21 protein-coding genes are annotated in these 26,741 nt (G+C 45.9%); 12 read left to right on the plus strand and 9 right to left on the minus strand.

Translation table 11 applies throughout. From position 1 onward, the window contains the following. Window positions 1-6: 6 nt before the first annotated feature. Complete coding sequence (gene ccoG, locus AC27G9_RS06690) at window positions 7-1,440, minus strand: cytochrome c oxidase accessory protein CcoG (RefSeq protein WP_487072354.1); 1,434 nt, start codon at window positions 1,438-1,440, stop codon at window positions 7-9. A gap of 246 nt (window positions 1,441-1,686) precedes the next feature. Here ccoG and AC27G9_RS06695 point away from each other — a divergent pair, with 246 nt between their 5' ends. The 4 genes from AC27G9_RS06695 (at window position 1,687) to AC27G9_RS06710 (ending at window position 7,568) form a co-directional block, all read left to right on the plus strand. Then, on the plus strand, window positions 1,687-2,055 hold the full coding sequence (locus tag AC27G9_RS06695) for a hypothetical protein (RefSeq protein WP_487072356.1): 369 nt from the start codon (window positions 1,687-1,689) through the stop codon (window positions 2,053-2,055). A 103-nt stretch (window positions 2,056-2,158) separates the two neighbouring features. Next, window positions 2,159-2,686: a DUF3016 domain-containing protein gene (locus tag AC27G9_RS06700; RefSeq protein ID WP_487072358.1), complete on the plus strand. Its 528-nt coding sequence runs from the start codon at window positions 2,159-2,161 to the stop codon at window positions 2,684-2,686. A 346-nt stretch (window positions 2,687-3,032) separates the two neighbouring features. Continuing rightward, window positions 3,033-7,034 carry an ExeM/NucH family extracellular endonuclease gene (locus tag AC27G9_RS06705; RefSeq protein ID WP_487072360.1) on the plus strand — a complete coding sequence of 1,334 codons (4,002 nt, stop codon included), beginning with the start codon at window positions 3,033-3,035 and terminating at the stop codon, window positions 7,032-7,034. Window positions 7,035-7,046: 12 nt separating this feature from the next. Further along, on the plus strand, window positions 7,047-7,568 hold the full coding sequence (locus tag AC27G9_RS06710; RefSeq protein WP_487072362.1) for a hypothetical protein: 522 nt from the start codon (window positions 7,047-7,049) through the stop codon (window positions 7,566-7,568). 78 nt (window positions 7,569-7,646) lie between these two features. On the opposite strand, the gene AC27G9_RS06715 is transcribed toward AC27G9_RS06710, so the two are convergent. Both AC27G9_RS06715 and AC27G9_RS06720 read right to left on the minus strand, forming a co-directional pair. Then, window positions 7,647-9,407 (minus strand): acyl-CoA dehydrogenase family protein, encoded by a 1,761-nt coding sequence (locus AC27G9_RS06715; RefSeq protein ID WP_487072364.1) that lies wholly within the window; start codon window positions 9,405-9,407, stop codon window positions 7,647-7,649. A 136-nt stretch (window positions 9,408-9,543) separates the two neighbouring features. After that, window positions 9,544-9,972, minus strand: coding sequence for a hypothetical protein (locus AC27G9_RS06720; RefSeq protein ID WP_487072366.1), 429 nt, complete (start codon window positions 9,970-9,972; stop codon window positions 9,544-9,546). A 196-nt stretch (window positions 9,973-10,168) separates the two neighbouring features. On the opposite strand from AC27G9_RS06720, the gene AC27G9_RS06725 reads away from it, so the two are divergent. From AC27G9_RS06725 to AC27G9_RS06735, 3 genes are all read left to right on the plus strand, one after another. Beyond that, window positions 10,169-11,230: an efflux RND transporter periplasmic adaptor subunit gene (locus tag AC27G9_RS06725; protein ID WP_487072368.1), complete on the plus strand. Its 1,062-nt coding sequence runs from the start codon at window positions 10,169-10,171 to the stop codon at window positions 11,228-11,230. A gap of 3 nt (window positions 11,231-11,233) precedes the next feature. Beyond that, a complete protein-coding gene (locus AC27G9_RS06730) occupies window positions 11,234-14,344 on the plus strand; it encodes an efflux RND transporter permease subunit (RefSeq protein ID WP_487072370.1) in 3,111 nt (1,036 codons plus the stop codon). Window positions 14,345-14,562: 218 nt separating this feature from the next. Further along, window positions 14,563-16,431 carry a family 16 glycosylhydrolase gene (locus AC27G9_RS06735; protein WP_487072372.1) on the plus strand — a complete coding sequence of 623 codons (1,869 nt, stop codon included), beginning with the start codon at window positions 14,563-14,565 and terminating at the stop codon, window positions 16,429-16,431. 38 nt (window positions 16,432-16,469) lie between these two features. Here AC27G9_RS06735 and AC27G9_RS06740 read toward each other — a convergent pair whose 3' ends face one another. The 5 genes from AC27G9_RS06740 to rpsU form a co-directional block, all read right to left on the minus strand. Further along, window positions 16,470-16,916, minus strand: a complete 447-nt coding sequence (locus AC27G9_RS06740; protein WP_487072374.1) for a YHS domain-containing (seleno)protein — start codon at window positions 16,914-16,916, stop codon at window positions 16,470-16,472. 185 nt (window positions 16,917-17,101) lie between these two features. After that, the gene (gene rpoD, locus AC27G9_RS06745; RefSeq protein ID WP_487072376.1) at window positions 17,102-18,934 is read right to left on the minus strand and encodes an RNA polymerase sigma factor RpoD; all 1,833 of its coding nucleotides are present in this window, start codon (window positions 18,932-18,934) and stop codon (window positions 17,102-17,104) included. 254 nt (window positions 18,935-19,188) lie between these two features. After that, on the minus strand, window positions 19,189-20,964 hold the full coding sequence (gene dnaG / locus AC27G9_RS06750; RefSeq protein ID WP_487072378.1) for a DNA primase: 1,776 nt from the start codon (window positions 20,962-20,964) through the stop codon (window positions 19,189-19,191). An 80-nt stretch (window positions 20,965-21,044) separates the two neighbouring features. Next, window positions 21,045-21,488: a GatB/YqeY domain-containing protein gene (locus AC27G9_RS06755; protein ID WP_487072380.1), complete on the minus strand. Its 444-nt coding sequence runs from the start codon at window positions 21,486-21,488 to the stop codon at window positions 21,045-21,047. A gap of 84 nt (window positions 21,489-21,572) precedes the next feature. Next, window positions 21,573-21,788, minus strand: coding sequence for a 30S ribosomal protein S21 (gene rpsU / locus AC27G9_RS06760; protein ID WP_012517258.1), 216 nt, complete (start codon window positions 21,786-21,788; stop codon window positions 21,573-21,575). A gap of 293 nt (window positions 21,789-22,081) precedes the next feature. On the opposite strand from rpsU, the gene tsaD reads away from it, so the two are divergent. Beyond that, window positions 22,082-23,095, plus strand: a complete 1,014-nt coding sequence (gene tsaD, locus AC27G9_RS06765) for a tRNA (adenosine(37)-N6)-threonylcarbamoyltransferase complex transferase subunit TsaD (RefSeq protein ID WP_487072386.1) — start codon at window positions 22,082-22,084, stop codon at window positions 23,093-23,095. A 23-nt stretch (window positions 23,096-23,118) separates the two neighbouring features. Further along, window positions 23,119-24,324, plus strand: coding sequence for an alkaline phosphatase family protein (locus AC27G9_RS06770; RefSeq protein ID WP_487072388.1), 1,206 nt, complete (start codon window positions 23,119-23,121; stop codon window positions 24,322-24,324). Window positions 24,325-24,349: 25 nt separating this feature from the next. Here the strand turns inward: AC27G9_RS06770 and plsY are convergent, their stop codons facing one another. Beyond that, complete coding sequence (gene plsY / locus AC27G9_RS06775) at window positions 24,350-24,952, minus strand: glycerol-3-phosphate 1-O-acyltransferase PlsY (protein ID WP_487072390.1); 603 nt, start codon at window positions 24,950-24,952, stop codon at window positions 24,350-24,352. 130 nt (window positions 24,953-25,082) lie between these two features. Between plsY and folB the strand changes: the two genes are divergently transcribed. Genes folB through AC27G9_RS06790 form a run of 3 tightly spaced genes read left to right on the plus strand, consistent with a single transcriptional unit; the run spans window position 25,083 to window position 26,739 of the window. Next, entirely contained in the window at window positions 25,083-25,433 is a 351-nt protein-coding gene (gene folB / locus AC27G9_RS06780) for a dihydroneopterin aldolase (protein ID WP_487072392.1), read from the plus strand. A gap of 5 nt (window positions 25,434-25,438) precedes the next feature. After that, window positions 25,439-25,942, plus strand: coding sequence for a 2-amino-4-hydroxy-6-hydroxymethyldihydropteridine diphosphokinase (gene folK / locus AC27G9_RS06785; protein WP_487072394.1), 504 nt, complete (start codon window positions 25,439-25,441; stop codon window positions 25,940-25,942). Then, window positions 25,939-26,739, plus strand: a complete 801-nt coding sequence (locus AC27G9_RS06790; protein WP_487072396.1) for an undecaprenyl-diphosphate phosphatase — start codon at window positions 25,939-25,941, stop codon at window positions 26,737-26,739. Before folK ends, AC27G9_RS06790 begins: the two co-directional genes overlap by 4 nt. The last annotated feature ends 2 nt before the right edge of the window (window positions 26,740-26,741 follow it).

The raw sequence follows: 26,741 nt of genomic DNA on the forward strand, positions 1-26,741 counted from the left end.
TGCCTCCTAACGATAGAGGAAGCGCGTCGGCTCTTTAACCTCTATTTGGTTACCGTTTTCATCTGTAGTAGAAACATGGAAATGTATATCGGTGACTCGTTCTGTCAAGTTATATGGGTCTGTTGCGACAGAAACCGGTAGACTAAATACTTCTCCGCCTCTCACCGTGACCTGAGTATCGCCTGTAAACTCATATTCGGGAAGCCCTTCTACTTGAATGTTGTATGTATAAGTCTGCTGAGATTTATTCAGTACTTTGATGGTGTAGACGTTTTCAATAAGGCCAAGGTTGGTCTCTCGGTAAAGTGAATTACGATCTCGGATAATATCGATTTCAAGAGGGACTCGCATCATAATGTTGGTGATGAGTAATCCCGTCATGATCAGCAGCACAACAAAATAACCGACGAGTTTAGGGCGGATGATATGCGTAGTGCCACCAGATAGCCGTTCCTCAGAGGTGAAGCTAATTAGGCCCGTAGGGTAATTCATCTTTTCCATGACGCCATTGCAGGCATCTACACAAGCACCGCAATTGATACATTCGTATTGCAAGCCGTTGCGGATATCGATACCGGTGGGGCAGACCTGCACACAAAGGTTGCAGTCAATACATTCGCCCAAGCCTTTTTCGGCAAGAGACCCATGGGAAAGTTTTCTAGGACGAGGTCCGCGTTTTTCACCGCGACTGGGGTCGTAGCTTACAGTGAACGTATCCTTATCAAACATCGCGGACTGAAAACGCGCATAAGGACACATGTGAGTGCACATGATTTCCCGCATAAATCCAGCATTGCCATAGGTACAGAAAGTAAAAAACAAGACGCTAAAGCCTGCCCAAAAACTGGTTTGGAATGTGAAAAAATCGACGAAAAGGCGGTCAATTGGTGTGAAGTAGCCTACAAATGTCAGTGATGTCAGTAAAGCGACCATTACCCAAGCGAAATGCTTTAGTGTTTTGCGCCAGAACTTATCAAAATCCATTGCGCGCTCATCGAGTTTGATCCGTTTGCTCCTGTTGCCCTCTATTTTTTCTTCAAACCACGTATAAATATACGTCCACGTGGTTTGGGGGCACATAAACCCACACCAAACTCGACCAGCAAAAGTCGTGACCAAGAACAAAGCAAACGCTGCAACGATAAAAATGTAAGCCAATAGGGTTAAATCTTGCGGCCATAGGGTCAGGCTGAAAATAGTGAAACGTTGGTCCACAATGTTGAGCAAAACGGCTTGGTGGTCGTCGTATTGAATCCAAGGGATGACCGCAAACAAGCCCAGAAAAAAGAGCCCAAATACCCGCCTGAAGTTTTCTAGCGGCCCCTTTACCGCACGGACATAGATACGGCTTCGTGACGAATAGCGCTTTTGAGATTCTTGTTTATCCGATTTATGGATTTTGACCGGTGTGACATTTTTGACCGGGATTCTCTCATTCATAGCAGTAGCCTTTTTTCACATCTTCTAGCAAAGTCGGCGACAGTATACCTCGCTCATATAAGCAAGACTTAATATGGATCAATGATTCGCGCCGTTTGTTCATCTAAGTGTATCACCATTGCGCCTTTTTATTCATTTATACATGAATATATCAATTGCTATATCAAGGTATTAACAGGTAGTCTGTACGTCATTAAATGAGTCTATTATGCTTAGTACATGTCGGCCTAAGAGGAAAAGTGAGTCATGTTTCGCGGTTTAGTTATCGTACTAGAGATTGTGGTGTTGTTGTTTATACTTCGCTCGCCCTTCGTACAGTATTTCTTTGCCGATATTCAAAAGGATTTGTCTGATTGGCTGGTTGAGCTGTCAGAAATCCCAGATAGAGCGGAACTAGATAGCTTAAAGTCCAGAGTGGCCCCCAATTTTGAAGCGATGCGTCCGTTTCAAAAAGAGTACTTGTTCGGGGTAATGGAAAGTAAGGAAGGGGTTAACCACTTTTATAGGCTCTACTGCCAAAAAGGCGATAAAAACCCCCATATTCAAGGCGCATCTCTGCGCTATTTTTGTTCAGAACTGGCGTCCACATCATTGATCGGTAGCGGGCCAAAATAAGCACTTTTGTCTTTATCTAGCCAATTCAGTTTCAGTTAATGAAACTTTGTTAGTCTAAGCGTGGTCACACTCTTATATCACTTAATGACGTCGACGGAGAGCCATGATGCGTAAATCTGTTTTGTTATGTACGCTTGCCATAGCCGCTTCTGCCTCGTGCTTTGCACAAGAAGAGGGGCGGGTAGAAATTACTTGGGAAGAACCTAAATCATATACTGATATTCGCCCCGCGAATGAGACCCGCGCCGGGTTTCGCAAACGGGTTTTTGCCAATCTAGAGAAATACATGGAGCACCTTTCAGAAGACCTCCCTGAAGGCTATTCACTGAGTATGACAGTGACGGATGTAGATTTGGCTGGTCAAGTTTGGCCGAGTCGATTCGCTGGTTTTGGAGCTGGGGCGGCGGATGTTCGAATAATCGACAGACCATGGATCCCAAGAATGGATTTTTCATATTCGTTATCTGACGCCGACGGCAATGAGATTAAAACCGCTGAAGTGTCACTTAAAGACATGGTGTTTCAAGACAGGATCGTTTCGAGAAGAAATTCTGATGCCTTTGTGTATGAGAAGGCCATGTTGAAAGATTGGTTTGGTAAAGAGTTTGGTGACCAAATCGTTAAAAACTAAGCCACTTTCTATCTTCATTTCTAATTGTGCCTAGACCGACTCAGATGGTGGGCGTTTGAGTCGGTCACCTCTAATTTCCCGCAAAATTGCCTAGCATTTATCCAATTAGGTGTATCTATTAATACGTTCAAAAATTCAAAGCTAATGAGTTTTTTATTGATTTGTTAACAGTAAGCGAAACTTATTAGGAAATTAGCTTACCTATTCAATTAATAAACTTATTTATTGATTTTAAGTTTATGAATTTATTACTTTATTAAAGTTTTTTTAAGATTTAAGTCAATTCCTTGCTGTGTTAACAGAACCTTTAAAACTGGCTGTACTTTAACACAGGGGAAACGAGGGTATGTATAATAATACGGCAGAAGCTAAGTCTCGACTTCGCTTTAATCGCAGTAAAACAGCGCTCCTTTTGTCAGCGGTTCTAGCCACTGGCACTTTCGGTGCAAATGCAAATCTTTACTTTGAAGATTTTGCGTCTAGCGACGGAAAAGGTGCATCCTACACTTCAGACAACGGCGTAGTCGTTGATCTCGATGGCATCACAAACTGGTCAATTGACACATCTGGCGTTCAGCTGACAGCGACAAGCGATTGGTTTAGAGTACAAAACGGCGCATTCGAAGCCAGAGATATCGACGGCGAGGGGATTTGGAATTCCAGCAGTATCGATATCAGCGGCGCATCTGGCGCGACCCTTGAAGTCACCTTAACTGAGAATGGTAATCACGAACCATCAGACTATATCGATGTGTTCTACAGTGTAGACGGCGGTGATTTCCAGTTAGTTCAAACTGACGTGAGTAGCAATGGTCATACCGTGAGCGATGATTTTACCAATGCTACCATCACTGCATCTATTCCCGCTGGTAATACGTTACAAGTCCGTATTGCTATGCAAAATGGCGCGGGCTCTGAGTACTTGCTTATTAACCAAGTGCGCGTGACAGCCGGTTCGACAGATACTGGCGGCGATACAGGTACTGGCGGCGACACAGGCGGCGATACTGGCGCTGGTGGTGATACCGGAACTGGTGAAGCCGTGTGTTTCAATTGCCCTGAACTGGCGCCTATTAAATCACTCGCAGAATACGATGCCACTGCCTATTATATGGATGTGGATACAGCAATTGCTCAAGGCAAAACTGCAGAAGAATTGCGCGCCATCATCAACAATACGATTACGCTTGACCATAAAGTTCTAACGTATTCGGAAGTATGGACTGCGTTGACGAAAACTGACGAAGACCCGTCATCTACAGACAACGTGATCTTGTTCTACAAAGGCGAATCACTTGCAAAAACGAGCAACGGCAGTGGTTCTCAGTCGAGCAATCCCGATAACTGGAATCGTGAACACGTATGGGCAAGTAGTCATGGCTTCCCAACTCGCAGCGAATCAGCCTACACCGATATCCATCACTTACGTCCTACTGATATCTCTGTAAATGGCTCGCGTGGCAATTTGGACTTCGATATCAGTGATAGCCCATTAGCCGAAGCACCAGCTAACCGTATTGACGGCGATTCATTCGAGCCTCGTGATGCTGTTAAAGGTGATGTAGCGCGTATGATGTTCTACATGGACACTCGTTACGACGGTCTAGGTGACAATACACCGGATTTGGTATTGGTTGACCGCACGACAAGCACGGGCACACCGAATTTGGGTAAGTTGTGTACGCTTTTAGCTTGGCACGAGAGTGACCCAGTTGACGATTTTGAAGCGACCCGTAACGACCGCATTTATGAATACCAAGGTAACCGTAACCCGTTTATCGATAAGCCTGAACTTGCTGACATGATTTTCGCGTCAAGCTGTGATGGTTCTGGTCCGGTTGATCCAGTGGACCCGGTAGATCCAGTTGACCCGGTAGATCCGGTTGACCCAGTAGACCCGGTAGACCCAGTTGAACCACCAACGACATCTGCTGCAGTATTTATCTCAGAATACATCGAAGGCTCGAGTTTCAATAAAGCGTTAGAGCTTTACAATCCAACAAACGCGCCTGTGAGCTTAACGGGTTACGAAGTTGCTTTGTATTCTAATGGCTCTACTTCTGCTGGTACTACAGTCGCACTCAGCGGCACGATTCCAGCCAATGGCACGTTTACTATTGTTAATGGCCAAGCTGATGCACAAATCGCCTCTGGCGCTGATTTGGTCTCAGGTGTAGCTAACTTCAACGGTGATGACTACATTGAACTGTCTTTTGACGGTGCTATTGTTGATGCGCTTGGTACGTACGGCAATCGTGTTGGCTGGGGCGCGAACGTTACCTTGGTGCGCAAAGCATCAATTTCTGAAGGTAACCCAACTCGTAACCCTAACTTTGACAGAGATGTTGAATGGGATAGCTACAGCAGCAACACGTTCAGTTTCTTTGCTTCGCATACGGTTGACAGCGTAGACCCAACCGATCCTACAGATCCAACAGGTCCGACTGAATACGTGCTAATCAGTACTATTCAAGGTGATGGTGCGGCAACGCCGTTAGCGGGCCAAACTGTCAATGTCGAAGCGGTTGTGACTCGCTCACTTCCTGGCTTGAATGGCTTCTTTATCCAAGAAGAAAGTGCTGACCAAGATGACAACGACTTAACATCTGAAGGCCTGTTTGTTTTCGCAAGAAATCTTGAAACTTTCCCTGCAGAAGGCGATTTGGTTCGTTTAGCAGGTGCGGTTTCTGAGTTTAGAAATGCGACTCAAATCACTCTTGATGGCGGTGTTGAAGTTGTGTCTTCTGGTAATGTGATTGATGCAGTTAGCCTCGCTATGCCTTTCGAGAGCGTGGATTCGCTTGAAGCCTATGAGGGCATGGTTATCTCGTTCAATCAAGAGTTGGTTGTTACGGATAACTTCAATCTAGGCCGTTTTGGTCAGTTCCAAGTGTCGTCTCAGCGTTTGTTTACGCCTACCAACCAATACCCGGCGGGCAGCCCAGAAGCAATTGCATTGGAAGCAGCCAATGATGTTGATCGTCTGTTAATCGACGATGGCAACAGCGCACAAAATCCAGATGTTGTGCCATTCCCTGAAGCGGGTCTGAGTTACGACGATACACTGCGTCTAGGTGACAGTGTGGTAAACCCTGAAGGGGTATTACACTACGCGTTCAATAACTACAACTTGATCCCAACTAACGGTTTGTCGTTTGTGCAGAGCAACCCTCGTACAGATGCGCCATTATTTGAAGTAGAAGGCGGCTTACGTGTTGCAAGCTTTAACGTGCTTAACTACTTCAATGGCCCAGAGTTCCCAACACCGCGTGGTGCGGATAACGAAGTTGAGTTCGTTCGCCAGAACGAAAAACTCGTCAGTGCACTGACTGCAATCGACGCCGATGTACTGGGCTTGGTTGAAGTAGAAAATGATGGTTTTGGTACTGAGTCTGCAATCGCGCAGCTTGTCAACGAGCTAAATGCCGTAAACGGTGAAGGCGTTTATGACTACATTACCGTTACTAACTTACTTGACGTCAACGGTATTGAGCTAGGTGGTGACGCCATTAAAGTGGGTATTCTCTATAAGCCTGCGTCTGTCACTCCTGTGGGTGATGCAATCACAATTGAAACGGTACCATTTGATTTTGGCAACCGTCCTCCTGTGATTCAAGCATTTGAAGATCAGTATAGTGGCCAAACGTTTACGCTAGCGATTAACCACTTCCGCTCAAAAGGCAGCTGTTCTTCAGCGACCGGTGGCAATGCTGACCAGAATGACGGACAAGCGTGTTGGAACCAAGTACGTGTTGAAGCTGCACAAGCGCTAATGGGCGTTTTGGCAGACAATGCTGAAACACTAGGTGAAAACATCTTAGTCATGGGTGATTTAAACGCTTATGCGAGTGAAGACCCAATTCTTGAGTTTGAAAGCAATGGCTTCACTAACTTGGTTGAAGCGTTTGGTGGTAGTGCCGCATATTCCTACTCATTTGGTGGCGAAATCGGTTACTTGGACCATGCTCTTGCGTCAGCTGGGTTAGTTGAATACGTGACTGGTGCACAAGTTTGGAACATCAATGCTGATGAACCACGTGTATTTGATTACAACACTGAGTTTAAATCTGACAATCACCTTGTTAAGTACTTTGGTACAACGGGCTTCCGCTCGTCTGACCATGACCCGGTCATTGTTCAGTTAACGCTCCCTTTACAGCCAGTATTGGGTGATTTTGATGGCGACCGTGATGTTGATGCTTTGGATATTCGTGGCTTGATTACTGCGATTGTTCGCCGTCAATCAATCGATATGTCATTTGATTTTAATAACGATGGTCTCGTGAATGCGAGAGATATCAGATTCATGCGCCCGTTATGTACTCGCGCAAGATGTGCAATTAGATAAGGAAAAGTAGTAATGAAAAAGTTTTTTGCAATGATGTTGTTTGCTTTTGCAGCAAACGCTAACGCGGCGCTAATCACTGTTGATGTGAACGGCCCAACTGAAGTAGAAGCTGGAGATGTTGTTTCCTTTACGGTAACTGGCGACTTCGACAATGCAATAGACCTATTGAGCTTCGATTTGTTGTTTGACGTGAATTTGTTTGACTATGATTTCACTAGTTTTACAACGAACTGGCCAAACGATGGTCTTGATGGTGAAGTCTTCGATACGCCTGACTTCTTTACTGGCGTGTTTTTTGACTTTGTCGCATTTATTGACGTATCAGGCCCTATCACATTGGCATCGTTTGACTTGATTGCTCTTGATAGTGGTGTTGCGGCTTTTGACGCGACTGTGCTAAATGCAGCTAACTCACTTACTGGTGATGATTTCACAGCGTCTACGCCAATTGAAATCAATCAAGTCAGTGCGCCTGCAACACTAGGCATGCTGCTTATCGCAGGTGCGTTGGTTGCACTGAGACGTCGTGCTTAATCTGTATTAATCGCAAGAAGTAAAAAGCCCCGCAAATGCGGGGCTTTTTTTTGATGTAAACATTACCTTGTTGGCAGCTTATGCGTAATCGAATTCGCCTTCTGTTACCGCTAGCAGCACATCTGCGTCTGATTGAAGCGCTGCTTTGTGCATGTCTTTTCTCGGCAATACGCGATGCAAATAAAAGTCACAGGTTTTCTGTTTCCCCGCAGCCAAAACCGCGTTATCGCCACGAGCGGCTTTGTCAGCCATACTTAACCATAAGACGCCGATGAGCATGTAAGCCGAGTAGTTAAGGTAGTCGCACGCAGCGGCGGCAGCATTCTCTGGGTTGAGAGCTAAACACGCTTGCGATGTTTGATACCATTCATTGAGTAGGGCTTGTGCATCCGCACGTTTACCTTGATCCGTAATCGCGCTGGCCATTTCCGCAAAGACCGAATGCGTTGCTGCTAGCATTTGGCCACCATCTCGAGTGAGCTTACGGCCGATAAGGTCCAAAGCTTGTATCCCGTTAGTGCCTTCGTAAAGCATGGCAATTCGCACGTCGCGAACCAATTGTTCCATACCCCATTCTCTGATGAAGCCATGACCGCCATAGACTTGAACACCCAGGTTGGTCGTTTCTAAACCCATATCGGTCATGAATGACTTACATATCGGTGTGAGGAATTGCAGGACTTTTTCTGCGTTGTCTTTGGTTTCTCCGTCGGACAGCTTTTCCACGTCCATATACTTGGCATAGACCAATGACAGTGCCCGGCAACCTTCTACCAACGACTTTTGCGTCAGTAGCATACGAGCCACATCGGGCTGATAGACAATGGCATCAGCTTTGTTATCAGGTTGCTGAACACCTTGTGGGGCGCGTGATTGCAGCCTTTCACGGGCGTAGCTTAATGCGCCTTGATATGACGCTTCTGCAGCACCTAGGCCTTGCAGACCAACTTGGAATCTAGCGTCATTCATCATGGTGAACATACACGCTAGACCCTTGTTTTCCTCACCTACAAGCCAACCTGTCGCGCCATCGTAATTCATGACGCAAGTCGGACTCGCTTTAATTCCCATTTTTTTCTCAATGCTACCAACGGATACAGCATTGGCTTCACCGGGTTCGCCATTTTCGTCAACAATGAACTTAGGCACAATAAATAGGCTAATGCCACGGACACCCGGAGGCGCATCGGGTAGACGTGCCAACACCAAATGAATGATGTTACTGCTCCAGTCTTGGTCGCCAGCAGTGATAAAAATCTTATTGCCAGTAACCTTGTAGGTGCCATCGCCTTGGGGCTCGGCTTTTGTAGTAAGCAAACCTAAATCCGTACCAGCTTGAGGCTCAGTTAGATTCATCGTACCGGTCCATTCACCAGAGATGAGTTTAGCGAGATACGTTTGTTTCAATGCTTCTGAAGCGTGTTTTGTTACAGCAAGAATAGCGCTTTCGGTTAGCATTGTTGTCAGACGCCAACTGAGGTTTGCTGAGTTTAACATTTCGTGAACAGGTACCGCCATAGTGTAAGGGAGTTCTTGACCGTCATAGTCGGCAGAGCCCAACATCGCATTCCAACCATTGGCAACGTAATCTTGATAAGCGCTTGCGAAGCCTTCTGGTGTTGAAACCTTTCCATCGACAAGCTTACAACCTTCCTCATCACCTTCGCGATTCAAAGGAGCGACGACGTCTTCGGCAAACTTGGCACCTTGAGAGAGAATTTCACTCGCTAACTCAAAGTCAAAATCGCCAATACCTAATTCTTGATAGTGATTGTCAATTGCCATCCACTCTTTTAAGAGAAACTGATAATCCGCTAAGGGAGCCTGATACTGAGGCATGATGCACTCCTTTTCAAACAGGTGTTTAAATTGACTGTATTATACGCACAAAAGTGATTTTAGGAGTAGTTAAATACGCAATTCACCAAAGTTATGGTCAAAGTCCCAAGTCAGAGTAACAGTGTAGTTTGATAATCTATCGTGCGCCGACAAATCCGTCGCGAATAGGGGTTAGGTCATCTTTATTTTGCAATGCATTGTTTTCAAAAAGAAAGGGATCGAGTTGATGAAGGTAGGCTGACGAGGATTCCGTCCAGCTCGGCAATGAATAAGGATGCGGGAATTGGGCGAGACCATCGTTAAAATTGCAATGATAGATTGCCAGCCCTTTAGACGAAACAGTCAGCAAGCGCGAAACCTCGACGTTTAACCCCGTGTGTTGCCAAGCTGCAGTATGCGCTTCACAGGCGATATTTTGTAGCGAACTCACGTCTTGCTGAGGTAGCCTCAATGATTGGCCCGCTTTATCTCCGATTAATGCAATGCCCAATGGGGTTTTGATCAGGCAAGCAACACGTTCGGCTTGCACATTGGGTGAGGCAATATCATCGGCAACGCGACACATTGGCGACGCCGGTGGTGGGTTCGTGCAGCTAAAAAGCGGTAAAACTACTAAAATAGCTGTTAAAAGAAATTTGTTGCTCATCAAAATCAGTAGAATATCGGATCATTAAAACACTGCCTGTGGCAGCGTTGTGTGTCTCTAGTTTGATGTCCAATCCTAACGTATTGGCTATGCATATCAACCCGAAGGATTTTTTATGTCTGTTGCTTCAAAGATTTCTCCACTCGTAATCGGTGTGGTTTTGCTAGGTGGCTTTATTGCTTACCTCAACATGCCCGAAGAAAAGACCCAAGGTCGCCGTAGCGCAGGAGCAACGCCAGTGAAGGTTGAAACTGTGCAGCGACAAATGTTTCCCGTCACCATTGAAGCCCTCGGCACAGCTCGAGCCAATGAATCTGTGACCCTCACTGCTCAAGATACTGAGATTGTTTCACAGGTCACATTTGACGACGGTCAAGTTGTTGATAAAGGGCAACTATTGGTTCAGCTAAACGACCGAGAAGAACAAGCTCGAGTGAACGAATTGAAAGTCAGTCTCGCTGAGGCGAAACGGCAACTGACTCGAATCAAAGACTTAGCAAAAGAAAATGCCGCGTCAGAACAGCTGTTAGACGAGCAACAAGCAAGAGTGAAAACCTTGGAAGCGCAAATTGAAGTGGCCAATGCGCAAGTTAGAGATCTCCAGATTCGCGCGCCGTTTGCTGGCCGCTTGGGTATACGTGAAATCAGCGTAGGATCTCTTGTGCGCCCAGCCGACGCGATTACGACGTTAGATGATATCAGTGCTGTAAAAGTCGATTTTAGTATTGCAGAGAATCACCTAGCTAGTTTGAATGTGGGCCAAAAGGTAACAGCATCCTCAGTCGCTTATCCTGCAGAGCAATTTACTGGGGAAATAAGCGGCATTGATTCGAGAATTGATCCTGTGACGCGCTCCATATTAGTACGCGCAATTATTAACAATCGTGAAGAAAAACTTCGTCCCGGGATGCTGCTTCAAATTACGCTAGAGAAGCAGGTACTTGAAACACTCGTTATCCCAGAAAAAGCATTGGTGCCCAATCAAGACAAGCAATTCGTTTTTGTACTGGTCGAAGATAAAGTTCGCCAGCAAGAAGTCATCATTGGTGCACGCCGTCCCGGCACAGTCCAAGTCATAGATGGGTTGCAAGAAGGGGACCGCGTCGTGACAGAAGGGACATTGCGAATCAGAGATCAGTCGAAGGTTCGCGTGATTGAAGAAATCGCGAAGGGGTAAGCTATGTTACTTTCAGATATTTCAGTTAAGCGCCCGGTTTTTGCCACCGTAGTAAACCTACTTTTGATCATCTTCGGTATTGTTGCGATTGGTATGTTGTCGCTTCGCGAATATCCGGACATCGACCCACCCATAGTGTCGATTAACACCACATACCCTGGTGCATCAGCCAATATTGTCGAAACTCGCATTACTCAGCTACTTGAGGATCGTATTAGTGGTATCGAGGGGATAAAAAACATCACCTCAAACAGCCGAAATGGTCGCTCGAGTATTTCAATTGAGTTTAAGTTATCACGCGATATTGACGCCGCGTCGAATGACGTGAGGGAACGAGTGAGTCGCGCTCTCAATAACTTACCCGATCAAGCAGATCCACCTGAGGTCTCGAAATCGAACTCAGATGAAAGCGTCATAGTTTGGTACAACTTACGCAGCACAAACCTCAACGTGATGGAGTTAACTGACTACGCTGAGCGTTTTATTGTAGACCGCTTATCCATTGCTGAGGGTGTTGCGCGAGTACAAATTGGTGGTGGCCGCACTTATGCAATGAAAGTGTGGCTAAATCGCAATGCAATGGCTGCGCGCGGTATTACCGTGGCTGATGTAGAGCGAGTCATTCGTGCAGAAAATGTGGAACTCCCCGCGGGGGAGGTGCAGTCAACCGATCGCAATCTCGAAGTCCGTGTAGCGAGAAGTTTTCTTTCTCCAGCGGATTTTGCCGCACTGACCATTGCCGTAGGTGACGATGGCTATTTGATTCGTCTGGGCGAAGTTGCACACGTGGAACTCGCTGCCGAAGACGATGAAACGGAGTTTCGCGGCGATGGCGTGAATATGATTGGTTTAGGGATCGTTAAACAATCTAAAGCAAATACCTTAGAGGTCGCGAGAGAGGCAAAAGCGCAAATTGAGCGCATTGAAGCTACTTTACCTGACAACATTTTTATTGTTCCTAGCTATGATTCATCGGTATTTATCGAGGAGTCCATCAACGAGGTGTACAACACACTTGGGATTGCCATGTTTATGGTCGTCGTTGTGATATACCTGTTCTTGGGCAATATCCGTGCAACGCTTATTCCTGCTGTTACCGTACCTGTATCTCTAGTCGCCGCATTTATCGTTATGTACGGTTTGGGTTTCTCGATTAACTTACTGACTTTACTTGCTCTAGTACTGGCAATTGGTTTGGTTGTTGACGATGCCATTGTGGTGTTGGAGAACATTTACCGCCGTATCGAACTGGGTGAACCGCCGATTTTAGCGGCGTATCGAGGAGCGCGGGAAGTGGGGTTTGCCGTTATCGCAACGACACTTGTGCTCGTTGCTGTATTTGTTCCTCTTGTCTTCCTTGAAGGTAACATCGGCCAATTATTCACAGAGTTCGCATTGGCGATTGCTGCGGCCGTCATATTTTCAAGTTTTACAGCACTGACGTTATCCCCGATGATGGGGTCCAAGTTATTGAAAAAACGTGAGCGTAGTTCTGGCTTTGGCGCTTGGGTCGACAAACGTTTTCAAAATATCGAAAAAGGCTACTACAACACCTTGACCAAAACACTGCATCAGCCCATTGTCATGATGGTGATGCTGATTTTGTCGGTGGTCGTGGTATGGCAGCTAATGAGCAAAATCCCTAGCGAATTTGTGCCGCGTGAAGACAGAGGTAATTTCTTTATTCTCATGCAGGCCCAAGAAGGGGCAAGCTTTGAAAGTAATGCAGCTAACCTTGAAAAAATTGAGAGTGTGTTGCTGCCTTACCGAGAGGCAGGTCGAGTCAGTCGTGTGTTGGTGAGAACTCCCGGCTTTGGTGGATCTTCAGGGATCGCCATTGTAGGCAATGCGCCATGGGATGAGCGCACTGATTCCACTTTTGATTTGATGGCGGAAATCAGTCGAGAGCTCAACGAAATCCCCGATGTACGTGCATTTGCGATTATGCGAAGTGGGATTGCGGGTAGAGGCTTTGGGCGACCAGTACAGTTTGTATTGCAAGGCGATACGTACGAGAACCTTGTTGCTTGGCGTGACATAGTCATGGCTAAAGCAGCGGAAAACCCAAAACTGGTGCGTTTAGATTCTGACTACAAAGAGACCTCTCCACAGTTGAAGATCAATATAGACCGTGACCGTGCTGCAGACTTAGGTGTTTCAATTAGTGACATAGGTCGTACACTAGAAGTCATGCTAGGACAGAGACGAGTGTCAACCTTCTTGGATAGAGGCGAAGAATACGATGTGATTCTTGAGGGTAATGAGAGTGACTACCGAAGCCCTAGCAGTATTGACAACTTATACGTCAGGTCACAGCGTACCAATGAACTTATCCCAATGGATAATTTGCTCACCTTTACTGAAGGTGCGACATCCGCTCAACTTAACCGCTATAACCGTATGCGAGCGATTACGATATCGGCGAATTTAGCCGATGGATATACTGTTGGCGAAGCGCTCGCATTTTTGGAAAACATAGTGGCAACTGAGCTACCTGATACAGTATCTATCGACTATAAGGGAGAGTCTCAGCTATACCATGAATCTGGCAACTCGTTCGTGTTTGTATTCATGCTGGCACTGGCGGTAACGTTCTTGATTTTAGCTGCACAATTTGAGAGCTGGATTCATCCTCTCGTAATCATGCTAACGGTGCCATTGGCGTTGGTTGGTGCGTTTGTCGGTTTATACTTGGGCGGGATGTCGCTCAACATCTACAGCCAAATTGGGTTGGTTATGTTGATTGGTCTCGCCGCGAAAAATGGTATTTTGATTGTCGAATTTGCCAATCAGCTACGAGATGCAGGTACCCCATTTGAAGAAGCATTAAAACGCGCGGCTGCACAACGACTCAGGCCAATAGTCATGACAGGGTTCACTACTGTATTTAGCTCTTTGCCGTTGTTACTTGCAACCGGCCCTGGAGCTGAAAGTCGAATGGTAATCGGTATGGTAATCTTTGCTGGTGTATTGGTATCCGCCTTTATGACCTTGTTTGTTGTTCCCACTGCATACAATTGGTTAGCAATTAAGACTGGGTCGCCACTAAAACGTACACAAACCATTGATAAGCTGGAGAGTGATATCCCTTACACGAAGGGCGAGTTACGCTAGTATTCAGGTCATACAGACAGTAACAAAGGAGGCAAAGCGCCTCCTTTTTTGTTGATATCAATCTTCATTTATACGTTTCGTTTTATCTCTGCTTGATGGAAATTGTGATTTCTTCATTTTTGTAATTAGTATGTAAGCGCTTTCATATTTTTGTTGCCAAGACAGATTCATCGTTTTAGTATCCGAAACATAACGATTAAAAAAAGAGCACCTGCCATATGATTTCTCGCCTGAAACGACTTTGTTGGTTAACTGTTTTTACGTCTTTGGCCAGTAGCCACGTGCAAGCTGGTTGGGAAGTCACGTGGATAGATAAATTTGACGGGAATCGAGTCGACTTTACAAAATGGACTGCCCAAACGCAGGCTAATTACAACAATGAAATACAGTGTTACACCGATGATGATGTGTCCGAACTGCGAAATTATGAAGTCTCTGACGGTACACTAAAAATCATTTCACGCAGAGGTGAAGTCGCTTGTGAAGGGCAGGGTAATCGGATACGTCCATGGACATCTGGACGCTTGAACAGTAAAGATAAAGGCGAGTTTTTATACGGCCGGGTCGAAGCGCGTATTCGATTTTTAGAACTAAAAGGCGGTACTTGGCCAGCATTTTGGATGCTTGAGAACCGCATCAGTGAACAGCCAGTTAAAGGTGACAATGATTCAATAGCTTGGCCCAACCCTGGTGCCGGTGAGATCGATGTATGGGAGTGGTATGCCAACAATGGTGATCGCTACATTACCAATTTTTTTAACACTGGAAACTGTGGTGCGGAGCGACGCGTAAATTATCCCGGCGGTGCCAATGATGTCATGGAGTGGACAACATACGCTATGGAGTGGGATGCCGACTCGATTGCATTTTACATGAATGATCAAATAGTCGCTGAGCATGATTTATCGAACTGTAGTCAGTATCAGGAGCCTATGTTCGTACTGATCAATGTGGCAATGGGTGGCACCTTAGGTGGTAATATCGACGACACCTTGGACATGGCCACGATGGAAGTAGATTACGTAGCGCATTGTGAAAAAACCACTGCAAATGCGTTGACAAGCTGCAATGAAGAAACGCCTGTTATAGAAGATGATGACAATGATGGTGTAAGCAATAGAAATGATGTCTGTCCAAATACGCCCGAAGGCGTGACGGTTGATGCCAGCGGATGTGAAGTTCAGACAGCGCCAGTGAGCGCGCCAGCTCCCCCCATGTTACCCAGCCAGCAAGTTATCTCGTTATTCAGTGACCAGTACTCGGACATAACTAATATCAATTACAATCCCAATTGGGGTCAGGCTACCCAAGTTGAGCAAATCGATATCGACAGCAATACCGTGCTCAAATACAGCAATTTGAATTATCAAGGCACAAGTTTTGAAGACAACACACAGGATGTGAGCGCTATGGATTTCTTACATCTTGATTACTGGACTCACGATGCAAACAACTTAGCAATTTATGTCATTAGTCCGGGCCCATTGGAAAACCCGTTTGATATCGACGTCGAACAACAGTCTTGGCAGACGGTATCGATTCCCTTATCAGCGTATACCGTACCAGACTTGGAAAATGTGTTTCAGTTGAAAATAACGGGCAATGGCACTGTATACCTAGATAATATTTACTTTAGTGCCGAAGGGGCACAAGAACAAAACGTCGCTGCGCAAGTTTCTTTGGAAGCGGTACAATCTTCCCAAGTAACGACTGCCATCGTGACTGACCAAGGCACAGTGACGGTTACCGCGATGATAAGCGATACAAATAGTAATGACACTCACACAATTACTTGGGATACCGCTGGCGTAACGGATTATACAACGCAGGACAACACACTGACATTTGAGCCCGGTGAATTAGCGATATCACAAGCGACGATAACGGCAAACGTGACTGATAGTGGTAATCCATCACTGACGACCACTGCATCGCTGGCTTTGTCTGTGTCTCAGCCGCCAGCGACCCAAAATCCGACGCCGACGACAAGCCCGCCATCCAGCAATCAATCGGGTGGTGGAACCATGTCATGGTGGGTACTTTTGATTGCTGCTGGGTTTATCTTAAGGCGGTGGAATCAGGCATAAAAAAAGCCGCTCGAAGCGGCTTTTTCACAGTTATTAAATTAGAGGTCAACGACATTTGGGTAGTATTCGTCTGCTTCTTTAATAAATTGTTCTTGGTTTGAACGCCATTCGTTCATGACACTTTTGCTGTAATTCAGATAAAGTTTACCGTCAACGATGGTAAATGCATCTTCATCAATACCAACTAAGCGGCCATCAGACATAGCGTACGCACAGTAACCTCCGTATTGAGGTGCGTATTTTTCAGGATCAGCAACGAATAATGCTTTGTGCTCTTCATTGGCAAAAAACCAATCTGCACCACGCCAATTGTAAGTGATTTCTTTGTCGCCTTTTACCGCTTTATTCTGTGTGAAATAAGCGACGGTGTCATAGCCATAAATCGCTTTGTTATTGAAAGTACCTGTTTCGATAGGATCGGCAGCGAAGCTAAGGCTCGCCCAGAAAACACCTACGATCATTGCTGCAAATTTTACGAACTTCATTTTTGTTCCTTAAGCCCTGTGTTGGACATGGTTTATACAATCATTATCGATATAAACCGAACGTCTCGCCAAAAAATTTCAGAAAAAAATAAAGTTTTATCAGGTAGCTATAGTAAATGGTTATTAAAATCAGTCGTATAGATACAAAAAAGCCGCGATAAATCGCGGCTTTTTGATGTTTCAATCTACTCGTCTAAGAAGCTTCTGAGTTGCTCAGAGCGACTTGGATGACGTAATTTACGCAGTGCTTTCGCTTCGATTTGACGAATCCGTTCGCGGGTTACGTCAAACTGTTTGCCGACTTCTTCAAGAGTGTGATCGGTATTCATATCAATACCGAAGCGCATACGAAGGACTTTCGCTTCTCTTGCCGTTAAGCCTGCCAATACCTCTTGCGTGGCATCTTTCAAGCTGCCACCTGTTGCAGAATCGAGGGGCTGAATAATCGTGCTGTCCTCGATGAAGTCACCAAGATGTGAATCTTCATCATCACCAATAGGTGTCTCCATAGAGATTGGCTCTTTAGCGATTTTTAGCACCTTGCGAATCTTGTCTTCAGGCATCATCATGCGTTCTGATAATTCTTCTGGTGTCGGTTCTCTGCCCATTTCTTGAAGCATTTGACGCGAAATTCGGTTGAGCTTATTGATCGTCTCGATCATATGCACTGGGATACGAATCGTTCTTGCTTGGTCAGCAATTGAACGCGTGATGGCTTGGCGAATCCACCACGTTGCATAAGTCGAGAATTTGTAGCCGCGGCGGTATTCAAACTTATCTACCGCTTTCATCAAGCCGATGTTACCTTCCTGAATTAAGTCCAAGAACTGCAAACCACGGTTGGTGTATTTTTTCGCAATCGAGATAACAAGACGAAGGTTAGCTTCTACCATTTCTTTTTTCGCTCGGCGTGCTTTCGCTTCACCAATCGACATGCGACGGTTGATATCTTTGATATCGGCAATCACTAAGCCAGTGTCTTGCTCGACCTGGTTCATTTTTCCGATAGAGCGCTCGATTTCTTCTCTGTACATCTCAAGCATAGGGACGTAAGGAGCGTCAGACGCTAAAAGGCCTTGTAACCAGTCATTAGTGGTTTCGTTACCAGCAAATGCTTTAATGAAGTCTTTCTTTGGCATCTTGGCATTGATAACACAATGCTTCATGACCAAGCGCTCTTGAATACGGACTCGATCCATCATCTCACGCATGTTGCGAACCATGCGATCGAATTGTTTAGGAACCAAACGGAATTCTTTGAAAACGTCACTCAGCAAGTTAATTTGCTTACGAGCGTCAGCGTGAGCTCGGCCTTTTGCATCAATGACTTTTCGAGTGGCTTCATATTGAACCCGTAATTCAGCGAACTTCTCGCGAGCGAATTCAGGGTCGATAGCGTTATCGTCCTCTTCATCGTCGTCGTCGTCATCGTCCTCGTCTTCTTCGTCTAACTGCTCTTCAGTTAGTTCAGAACCTACGTGGGTTGCTGTCGGGCCAACATCGTCCGCTTCATTAGGATCAACGAAGCCAGAAATAATGTCGCTAAGACGGATTTCTTCCGCTTCAAATAAATCCCACTGGTCAAGCAAGTAAGTAATGGCTTCTGGGTACTCTGCAACAGAGCACTGTACCTGATTGATACCGTCTTCAATACGTTTGGCGATTTCAATTTCGCCTTCGCGAGTCAGTAGTTCAACGGTACCCATTTCACGCATGTACATACGAACAGGATCTGTCGTTCGACCGATTTCACTTTCTACAGTGGCTAGGGCTTGTGCTGCTGCTTCGGCAGCATCTTCATCAGCCGTTGTTTCTTGCATGAGCAATTCATCTGAATCCGGAGCGGATTCTGACACCTGAATGCCCATGTCGTTGATCATGCGGATAATATCTTCGATTTGATCAGAATCGACGATGTCTTGCGGCAGGTGGTCATTCACTTCAGCAAAAGTTAAGTAACCTTGCTCTTTACCTTTGGCAATCAGGAGTTTAATCTGAGACTGCTTGCTTTGCGCCATATATCCTACACTTCTCACATTGATTCAATTATTGGTTCTGCAAAATGCACTATGCAAAACCTTCTTATATTCGTGCTGTGACCCGCATACTAACCAGTCTAACGCGGAAAAATCACAAGGCTGCACATCGGTATTTCGTCTTGCAGCGAATTAGCCAGTATAGCAGATTTTGCCCGCCTTTGACTAGATTCGCGGCTCATTTTCTAGCCAAAAGTTGAAGAAACTAGACCAATTGGCAGATTTTTCTCAACAGCTTATCGACGTTCGAGTGATAGCACTTTAAGCTCTTGCTTTTCGTCGTCGGTAAGGCCTGCCAAACGGGCTTTTGATAGCAGCGATTCATAACGGCTATCGATGCACCAATCGAGCAGTTTCGCAAAGCTACCCTCGTATTCACTTTGAGCATCAGACTCAGTAATCAATAATTCTTGACTGAGTAACTTTGCAATCCCATTACTGTGTGGGTGGTCTCGAAAGTTTTCAAGTAGCTGCGCAGTATTGGCAGATGGATTGGCTAAACAGTAACTATGAATATCCATCAAAATGGGAATGCCTTTTAAGCCGCTATTTTGCAGTAATACTGGCATAACATCCGGGCAGCTAGCAGCCAATGAGGGTTGATCGACCAAAAGACGCAACATCATGCGTAACGGCGACAGCTGATTTTTTTGTACTTGATGCTGCTTTGCGTCAAATCCTTTAGGTTTGCTGTTGAGGTTCGCCTGGTTGATATCTTGCTGTAAGCGAAATCTGTCGTACTCACCCGTGTATTTGCTGAGCTCTTCCTCTAACATGGCTTTTTGTTGTTCGCCAAGCACTTGTTCAATCAATGGGCGTGCGGCATTTTTTAATGCAACTTTACCTTCAGGTGTGCCGGGATTGTGCTCTTTTAGTAGGTGTTCAAAGAAGAAACGCGAAAGTGGCATAGCCTGAGTAATCAACTCATTAAACCCGTCCTGTCCGATTTGGCGAATCATGGTATCGGGATCTTCGCCGTCAGGCAGAAACAGAAACGTCATTTGCACACCATCTTTCAGTGCCGGTAGTGCATTTTCCACAGCGCGCCATGCTGCTTCTCTTCCTGCTCTATCTCCGTCGTAGCAGCAAACAATTTGTTGCGTATTTTTCACCAATAAATGGATATGATCTGGGGTGGTCGCAGTGCCCAAAGCGGCTGTGGCATTGTTAACACCAAACTGACTCAAAGCCACGACATCCATATACCCTTCAACAATCAGTACGTTTTTGAGTTGGCGATTGTTTTGACGCGTTTGATAGAAACCAAACAATTCATTGCCTTTGTGGAAAATACGAGTTTCCGGCGAGTTGAGGTACTTAGGCCCGTCGCCTTCTAATATCCGGCCGCCAAATCCAATGACTCGGCCACGACGGTCGCGGATCGGAAACATTACGCGGTCACGGAAAAAGTCGTATTGCTTACCATTGTCGTTTTGATTGACTAATTTTAAATCAATCAACTGCTTAACTCGGCTAGCATCAGTACCAAATTGCTTTAATACCCCATCCCATTCAGAAGGCGCATAGCCAATTTCCCACTGCTTGACAATGTCACCAGAAAGGCCTCGATTCTTGAGATAATCGATAACCTTTGCACTGTTGCTGTGGTGTTTCAATTGATGTTGAAAGAAGCGTGTGACTTTCTCCATCAGTTCGTAGTCATCGACTAACTGCTGTTTTTTTGCCTCAGAAATAGGCGGTCGGCTACTGGCTTCTCGAGGGATATCTAAACCGTGTAGTTTGGCAAGTTCTTCGATAGCTTCGACAAATTCTAGTCTATCGAACTCCATGATAAACGAGATGGCATTGCCATGTGCGCCACAACCAAAGCAGTGGTAGAACTGTTTGTCTTGGCTAACCGTAAATGATGGCGTTTTTTCGTCGTGAAATGGACAGCAAGCTTGATAATTTTTACCTGCTTTTTTGAGTTTTACACGGCTATCAACAATTTCAACCACGTCAGTTCGGTTGAGCAGGTCGTCAATAAAATCGCGAGGAATTCGTCCAGCCATAGCACCAGTACAGGAGTAAAAAGAATTACTTTAAACAGTGGAAAGACAATGCGCAACGAGCTTGTTGCGCAGTATCGAAATTAGCTGAGCTTAGCTTTGATTTGGCCGCTTATCGCGCCCATGTCTGCTCGGCCTTGAACTTGAGGCTTGAGCATGCCCATTACTTTGCCCATATCCTGCATTGAGGCAGCGCCAGTTGCAGTGATGGCTTCATCAATCAGCGTACTGATTTCTTCCGCAGACAGAGGTTGGGGTAAAAACGATTCTAGGACGGCAATTTCTGCACGCTCAACTGACGACAAGTCTTCACGACCTGCTTTATCGAATTGCGCGGCTGCGTCTTGGCGTTGCTTAACCGCCTTGGTTAAGATAGCCAATACGTCGCTGTCTTCTAGCGTTTTTTGGTCATCAATTTCACGCTGCTTCACAGCAGCTAACGCCATACGAATTGTGCCAAGACGTAACTTGTCTTTTGCACGCATTGCGTCTTTTTGGGCGTTTTTCAATTGCTCGATTAGTGTCATAGCGATACTTCGATTTTGTGGGTGGCTTAAACAACAAACGGCGCTAGTGCATTACGCATAGCGCCGTTTCAAAAAACCACTATCTTAGTAAAGTTTTACGCGACGTGCGTTTTCACGAGCCAACTTTTTCAAGTGACGCTTTTTAGCAGCAGCTTTCTTACGCTTGCGTTCCCAAGTAGGCTTTTCGAAGAACTCGCGACGACGAACTTCTGAAAGTACACCTGCTTTTTCACATGAACGCTTGAAGCGACGTAGCGCTACATCAAACGGCTCGTTTTCTCTAACTTTAACGATAGGCATTAAATTCTCACCTCAAAAACTTAACTATATTTCCGGGGTCTAAAAGGGATAAAAATCACCACCCGGGTTAAAAATGGTGCGAAATTCTAATCATATCTGGCGAAGAAGTAAAGCCTGAATGTCAAAAAATAGACAGTATTTGTCGGTTTCTTTGAAAAATCCAATCGCAAGGCGAAAATGCGGTGCAGGGAATACCTTCGGGGTGAGGTGTCCCCAAACTATACCTTATCTTTGTGCACAATGTTAAACTCTGCCCCCAGATTTTATTGAAGTTAAAAATAAGTGGTTGCGGCATGCGAATTTTAGGAATTGAGACATCATGTGATGAAACCGGTATTGCGGTTTATGACGACGAGCAAGGCTTGCTATCGCATGAACTGTATAGTCAGGTGAAACTTCACGCAGATTATGGTGGCGTAGTACCTGAGCTGGCGTCTCGTGACCACGTTAGGAAAATTGTTCCGCTTATTCAAAAGGCACTAGACGACGCGGGCACCCAAGGTAGCGATCTTGATGGTATCGCCTTTACACAAGGCCCAGGACTCATTGGCGCTCTACTTGTTGGTACGTCCGTTGGACGTGCTTTGGCATACGCTTGGAACATACCTGCAGTTGGTGTTCACCATATGGAGGGGCATTTGTTGGCTCCCATGCTCGAAGATAACGCCCCTGCGTTTCCTTTTGTCGCGCTGCTGGTGTCGGGCGGTCATTCTATGTTGGTTAAAGTGGAAGGGATTGGCCGATATGAAGTGTTGGGCGAATCTATCGATGATGCGGCAGGGGAAGCATTCGACAAAACGGCGAAATTACTTGGCCTGGATTACCCCGGAGGACCACTTCTGGCCAAACTGGCGGAATCAGGAGAGCCTGGACATTACCAATTTCCTCGTCCTATGACGGATAGACCGGGTTTGGATTTCAGTTTCAGTGGCTTGAAAACCTTTGCTGCAAATACCATTCGCGCTGCAGAAGATTTGTCACAATCACAGGCTAATATTGCGTATGCATTCCAAGAAGCTGTGGTTGATACGCTGATGATTAAGTGTAAACGCGCATTAAAACAAACAGGGCTGAAGCGGCTTGTTATCGCCGGAGGCGTTAGTGCCAACAAACAATTGCGAGAGGCCATGCGTGACATGATGGGCGAGTTGAAAGGGGAAGTCTTTTACCCGTCTCTTGCGTATTGCACCGACAACGGTGCCATGATTGCTTATGCAGGCATGCAGAGACTCAAAGCTGGCGAGTTTACGGCACTATCAGCCAAAGCCGTACCTAGGTGGCCGCTTGATACCTTAAGTGCTATTTAGGTTGAGACAAGGAGAAAGTGTTAGTGAGATTGGCATCGGTCATTAGTTTACTGTTTTTGTTGTGCTGTCCGGTATTAGCGCAAGAAAAGACACCCCAACACGTTGTTTTGTTCTCTCTCGATGGATTTCGCTACGATTATGCTGATTTGCACGATGCGAAGGAAATCAAAGCCATTGCCGCGCAAGGCGTGAGAGCAAAGGGAATGACCCCAGTTTACCCATCTAGCACTTTCCCCAATCACCTATCGCTTGTCACTGGGCTACATCCGATTGACCACGGCATTGTCGATAATCACTTTTATGACAAAGTGCGGCACGATAGCTATTCCATGGGAAAAGGGCATAAAGATAGCACTTGGCTTAACGGTATCCCGCTGTGGAATTTGGCGGAGATGCAAGGGGTAAAAGCAGCAACATACTTTTGGCCCGAATCCAATGCCCGAATCAACGGTATGACGCCGAGTTATTTTTTCCACTATTCAAAATATGCTGATTATCAAAATCGTATAGACCAAATAGTTCAGTGGTTGTCACTACCCCAAGCACAGCGACCGCGTTTCGTAGCGGGTTACTTTTCATTAACGGATTCAGTCGGCCATGAGTTTGGCCCTGAGGCACCGCAAACCCGTGAAGCGGTCCAGGTGGTTGATGCGTTGATGGGGCAGCTCTATCGGCGGCTTCAAGCCCTTCCCATAGACGTGAATTTGATCATTGTCTCTGACCACGGTATGACACGACTCGAACCGGAAAAGTCTGTCGTGGTTGAAGAGCTTGAAATTGGAGAAGCGTTTGGTGTTGATGTAGCGACGAGCATGGTCGCATTGTACGCCAGAGATGATGTGTCCGAAGTAGACATTCAATCTGAACGAGCGCGTTTGAGTCGAATCGCTAATGGTCGCTATCGAGTGCTTTCTGATGCCCAAAGAGAGGCTCGTCACTACCAAAGAAATAGTCGTACTGGGGATATCGTGCTTGAAGTTTCGCCGCCGGTGAAATTTTCGAAAACGGCAGACGTCAGCCAGAAATTTGGTGGTCACGGATACGAAAATCACCACCCAGACATGGCGGCGACGTTTATTGCTATAGGGCCAGCGTTCGTGCGAGGTCAGACGATTCCAACGTTTAGCAACCTCGAAGTCTACCCGGTGATTGCCGAAATCCTCGGGTTAGATTTGCTAGCGCCTGTTGCGAGCGACGGCCAAACCTTGTCGAAGGCACTTCGCCATTAAATGTGACGTGCTACACAAAGCCCCGCTATTCTTTGGATTGGCCTTTTGACCAAACTTTGGATTCTTCACCGCGAAGCAAGCGGATGATGTTGCCATGATGGCGGATGACAATGAGCACCGATATCATGGCTACTGGTAGGGTATAAAGAGGTTTGATCCACCACGTAAAAAGTGGCGCTAAAGAGACCGCGACAAGCGCACCTAGCGAAGAGTATCCAGTCAAAAATACCGTGAGTAACCAGGTAGCAATTAAGGCCCCTGTCAAATCTAGGCCAATAGGAAGCATAGCGCCAAACGCTGTTGCCACCGCTTTTCCACCTACAAACCCAAAATATAGAGGAAAAATATGACCGAGACATGCGGCCAAGGCGATCAATCCCAGTCCAAGTGGGTCAATGCCCAACAAATAGCTGGAATAAACAGGCAGTGTGCCTTTGAGGATATCGAAAACGAGTACTAATGCTGCAGGAATACGACCACCAAGTCGATAGACATTCGTGGCTCCAGGGTTTTGAGAGCCCACGGTTCTCGGGTCGGGTAACCCGTAAAGCTGACACACCACCACAGCACTCGACAGCGACCCCATGAGGTAGCTGACACAAATCATCAGAATTATACTCGCAATCATGTATTACTGTGGCCGTTCACGTTACACTGCGGTCACACTACTAAAAACTGAAGCGTCATGCCAACAAATGGCCTAACTTATTGATCGATAAGTGGATGGTCGGATGACGTAAAATGAGAAGTTATCATTCATGGAAACCATAATGATTCAAGGGCTCAAGGTCGAGACCCTAATTGGCGTTTACGACTGGGAGAGAGAGCGCACTACCGAACTTATTGTCGATATTACTATTCACGCCAATTTGCAAAAGGCGATGGAATCAGATGATGTTAATGACACCATTGATTATGCTGCCGTCGCTGATGCTGTGAAAGACGTCGGTAAACAGAGTCAATTTGAATTACTTGAAGCATTGGGTAACGCAATTTTGGACACATTGCTCCAGCGTTTTCCCATCGCACGAGTCGCAGTAGAAATAGAAAAGCCCGGAATTCTGCCCGACGCGCAACGGGTTGCGGTTAATATGGCAAAAGAACGATAAGGTTTATGAGTCACACAATTTTAATTAGCGTAGGCTCTAATATTGATAGAGCTTATTATACTCAGCGCGCATTGGATTGTTTAAAGGCAGAGTTTGAGGATGTGAGTCATTCCTCTGTCTATGAAAGTGAATCGGTGGGGTTTGATGGTAGTGCGTTTTACAATTACGTTGTTAAAGCCTCCAGTGACCTCTCTATTGCGCAAGTCTGCCTTATACTCAAAGAAATTGAAAAACAAAACGGGCGCGTCTCCAGTGAAAAGAAATTCAGTTCGAGAACTCTCGATCTTGACCTGTTGACGTATGACGATACCGTATGTAACAGTCCTGTAGTCCTGCCTCGCGAAGAAATTGAATACAACGCCTTTGTGTTGTGGCCACTTGCGGAGTTGGTACCAGAAGACGTTCACCCAGTAACCGGTGTGAATTACGCCACTATGTGGGAAAGGTTTGACCGTACATCCCAATGCTTACAGCCGATAAATTTTGCATGGAGCAACACTGACGAATGACCATTTACGAAATTATCATATTGGCAATTATTCAGGGTATTACCGAATTTTTGCCGATCAGTAGTTCCGCGCACCTGTTACTACCCGCCGAGTTATTTGGGTGGGTTAGTCAAGGCTTAGCATTTGATGTCGCTGTACATCTTGGTAGCCTTCTGGCCGTAATGATCTACTTTCGCAATGATATCGGCAAAATGACTGTCGCATGGTTCAGCCACGGATTCTCAAAGCAGCAAACGACAGATAGTAAATTGGCGTGGTGGGTTGTGATTGCCACCATTCCGGCTATTGTTGTGGGCTTTTTGATGAAAGATTGGATCACATTAAATGCCCGCACTGCCCTTGTGATGGCGTTTACGACAATTACCTTTGGTCTACTGCTGTGGTATGCCGATGTCAAAGCGAAACAAATCAAAGATTTGCAATCCTTGTCAGCGAAACAAGCTGTGATTATTGGTTTTGCCCAAGTTCTCGCATTAATTCCAGGCACATCTCGCTCTGGTATCACAATGACGGCGGGTTTAATGTTGGGCCTCGATAGAGAAAGTGCTTCACGTTTTTCTTTCTTACTTTCTATTCCCGTCATATTAGGTGCTGGCGCGCTTTCTACTGTTGAATTACTCAGCAGTGGCGATGCCGTCGACTGGACAGGGTTGTTTTATGGTGCGGCGTTTTCATTTGTCAGTGCCTATCTGTGTATCTATTTATTCTTGAGTTGGATCGCTCGCATTGGCATGTTGCCATTTGTGATTTATCGATTGGCGTTGGGAGCAATCCTACTCTGGTTTGTTTTCGGTTAGTG

Source organism: Alteromonas sp. 5NS40-0096, assembly GCF_057544385.1.

What these genes read in the sequence shown, in the direction of transcription:
- ccoG (WP_487072354.1), bottom strand. Translation starts at nt 1,440, where the DNA reads ATGAATGAGAGAATCCCGGTCAAAAATGTCACACCGGTCAAAATCCAT.
- AC27G9_RS06695 (WP_487072356.1), top strand. Translation starts at nt 1,687, where the DNA reads ATGTTTCGCGGTTTAGTTATCGTACTAGAGATTGTGGTGTTGTTGTTT.
- AC27G9_RS06700 (WP_487072358.1), top strand. Translation starts at nt 2,159, where the DNA reads ATGATGCGTAAATCTGTTTTGTTATGTACGCTTGCCATAGCCGCTTCT.
- AC27G9_RS06705 (WP_487072360.1), top strand. Translation starts at nt 3,033, where the DNA reads ATGTATAATAATACGGCAGAAGCTAAGTCTCGACTTCGCTTTAATCGC.
- AC27G9_RS06710 (WP_487072362.1), top strand. Translation starts at nt 7,047, where the DNA reads ATGAAAAAGTTTTTTGCAATGATGTTGTTTGCTTTTGCAGCAAACGCT.
- AC27G9_RS06715 (WP_487072364.1), bottom strand. Translation starts at nt 9,407, where the DNA reads ATGCCTCAGTATCAGGCTCCCTTAGCGGATTATCAGTTTCTCTTAAAA.
- AC27G9_RS06720 (WP_487072366.1), bottom strand. Translation starts at nt 9,972, where the DNA reads ATGTGTCGCGTTGCCGATGATATTGCCTCACCCAATGTGCAAGCCGAA.
- AC27G9_RS06725 (WP_487072368.1), top strand. Translation starts at nt 10,169, where the DNA reads ATGTCTGTTGCTTCAAAGATTTCTCCACTCGTAATCGGTGTGGTTTTG.
- AC27G9_RS06730 (WP_487072370.1), top strand. Translation starts at nt 11,234, where the DNA reads ATGTTACTTTCAGATATTTCAGTTAAGCGCCCGGTTTTTGCCACCGTA.
- AC27G9_RS06735 (WP_487072372.1), top strand. Translation starts at nt 14,563, where the DNA reads ATGATTTCTCGCCTGAAACGACTTTGTTGGTTAACTGTTTTTACGTCT.
- AC27G9_RS06740 (WP_487072374.1), bottom strand. Translation starts at nt 16,916, where the DNA reads ATGAAGTTCGTAAAATTTGCAGCAATGATCGTAGGTGTTTTCTGGGCG.
- rpoD (WP_487072376.1), bottom strand. Translation starts at nt 18,934, where the DNA reads ATGGCGCAAAGCAAGCAGTCTCAGATTAAACTCCTGATTGCCAAAGGT.
- dnaG (WP_487072378.1), bottom strand. Translation starts at nt 20,964, where the DNA reads ATGGCTGGACGAATTCCTCGCGATTTTATTGACGACCTGCTCAACCGA.
- AC27G9_RS06755 (WP_487072380.1), bottom strand. Translation starts at nt 21,488, where the DNA reads ATGACACTAATCGAGCAATTGAAAAACGCCCAAAAAGACGCAATGCGT.
- rpsU (WP_012517258.1), bottom strand. Translation starts at nt 21,788, where the DNA reads ATGCCTATCGTTAAAGTTAGAGAAAACGAGCCGTTTGATGTAGCGCTA.
- tsaD (WP_487072386.1), top strand. Translation starts at nt 22,082, where the DNA reads ATGCGAATTTTAGGAATTGAGACATCATGTGATGAAACCGGTATTGCG.
- plsY (WP_487072390.1), bottom strand. Translation starts at nt 24,952, where the DNA reads ATGATTGCGAGTATAATTCTGATGATTTGTGTCAGCTACCTCATGGGG.
- folB (WP_487072392.1), top strand. Translation starts at nt 25,083, where the DNA reads ATGGAAACCATAATGATTCAAGGGCTCAAGGTCGAGACCCTAATTGGC.
- folK (WP_487072394.1), top strand. Translation starts at nt 25,439, where the DNA reads ATGAGTCACACAATTTTAATTAGCGTAGGCTCTAATATTGATAGAGCT.
- AC27G9_RS06790 (WP_487072396.1), top strand. Translation starts at nt 25,939, where the DNA reads ATGACCATTTACGAAATTATCATATTGGCAATTATTCAGGGTATTACC.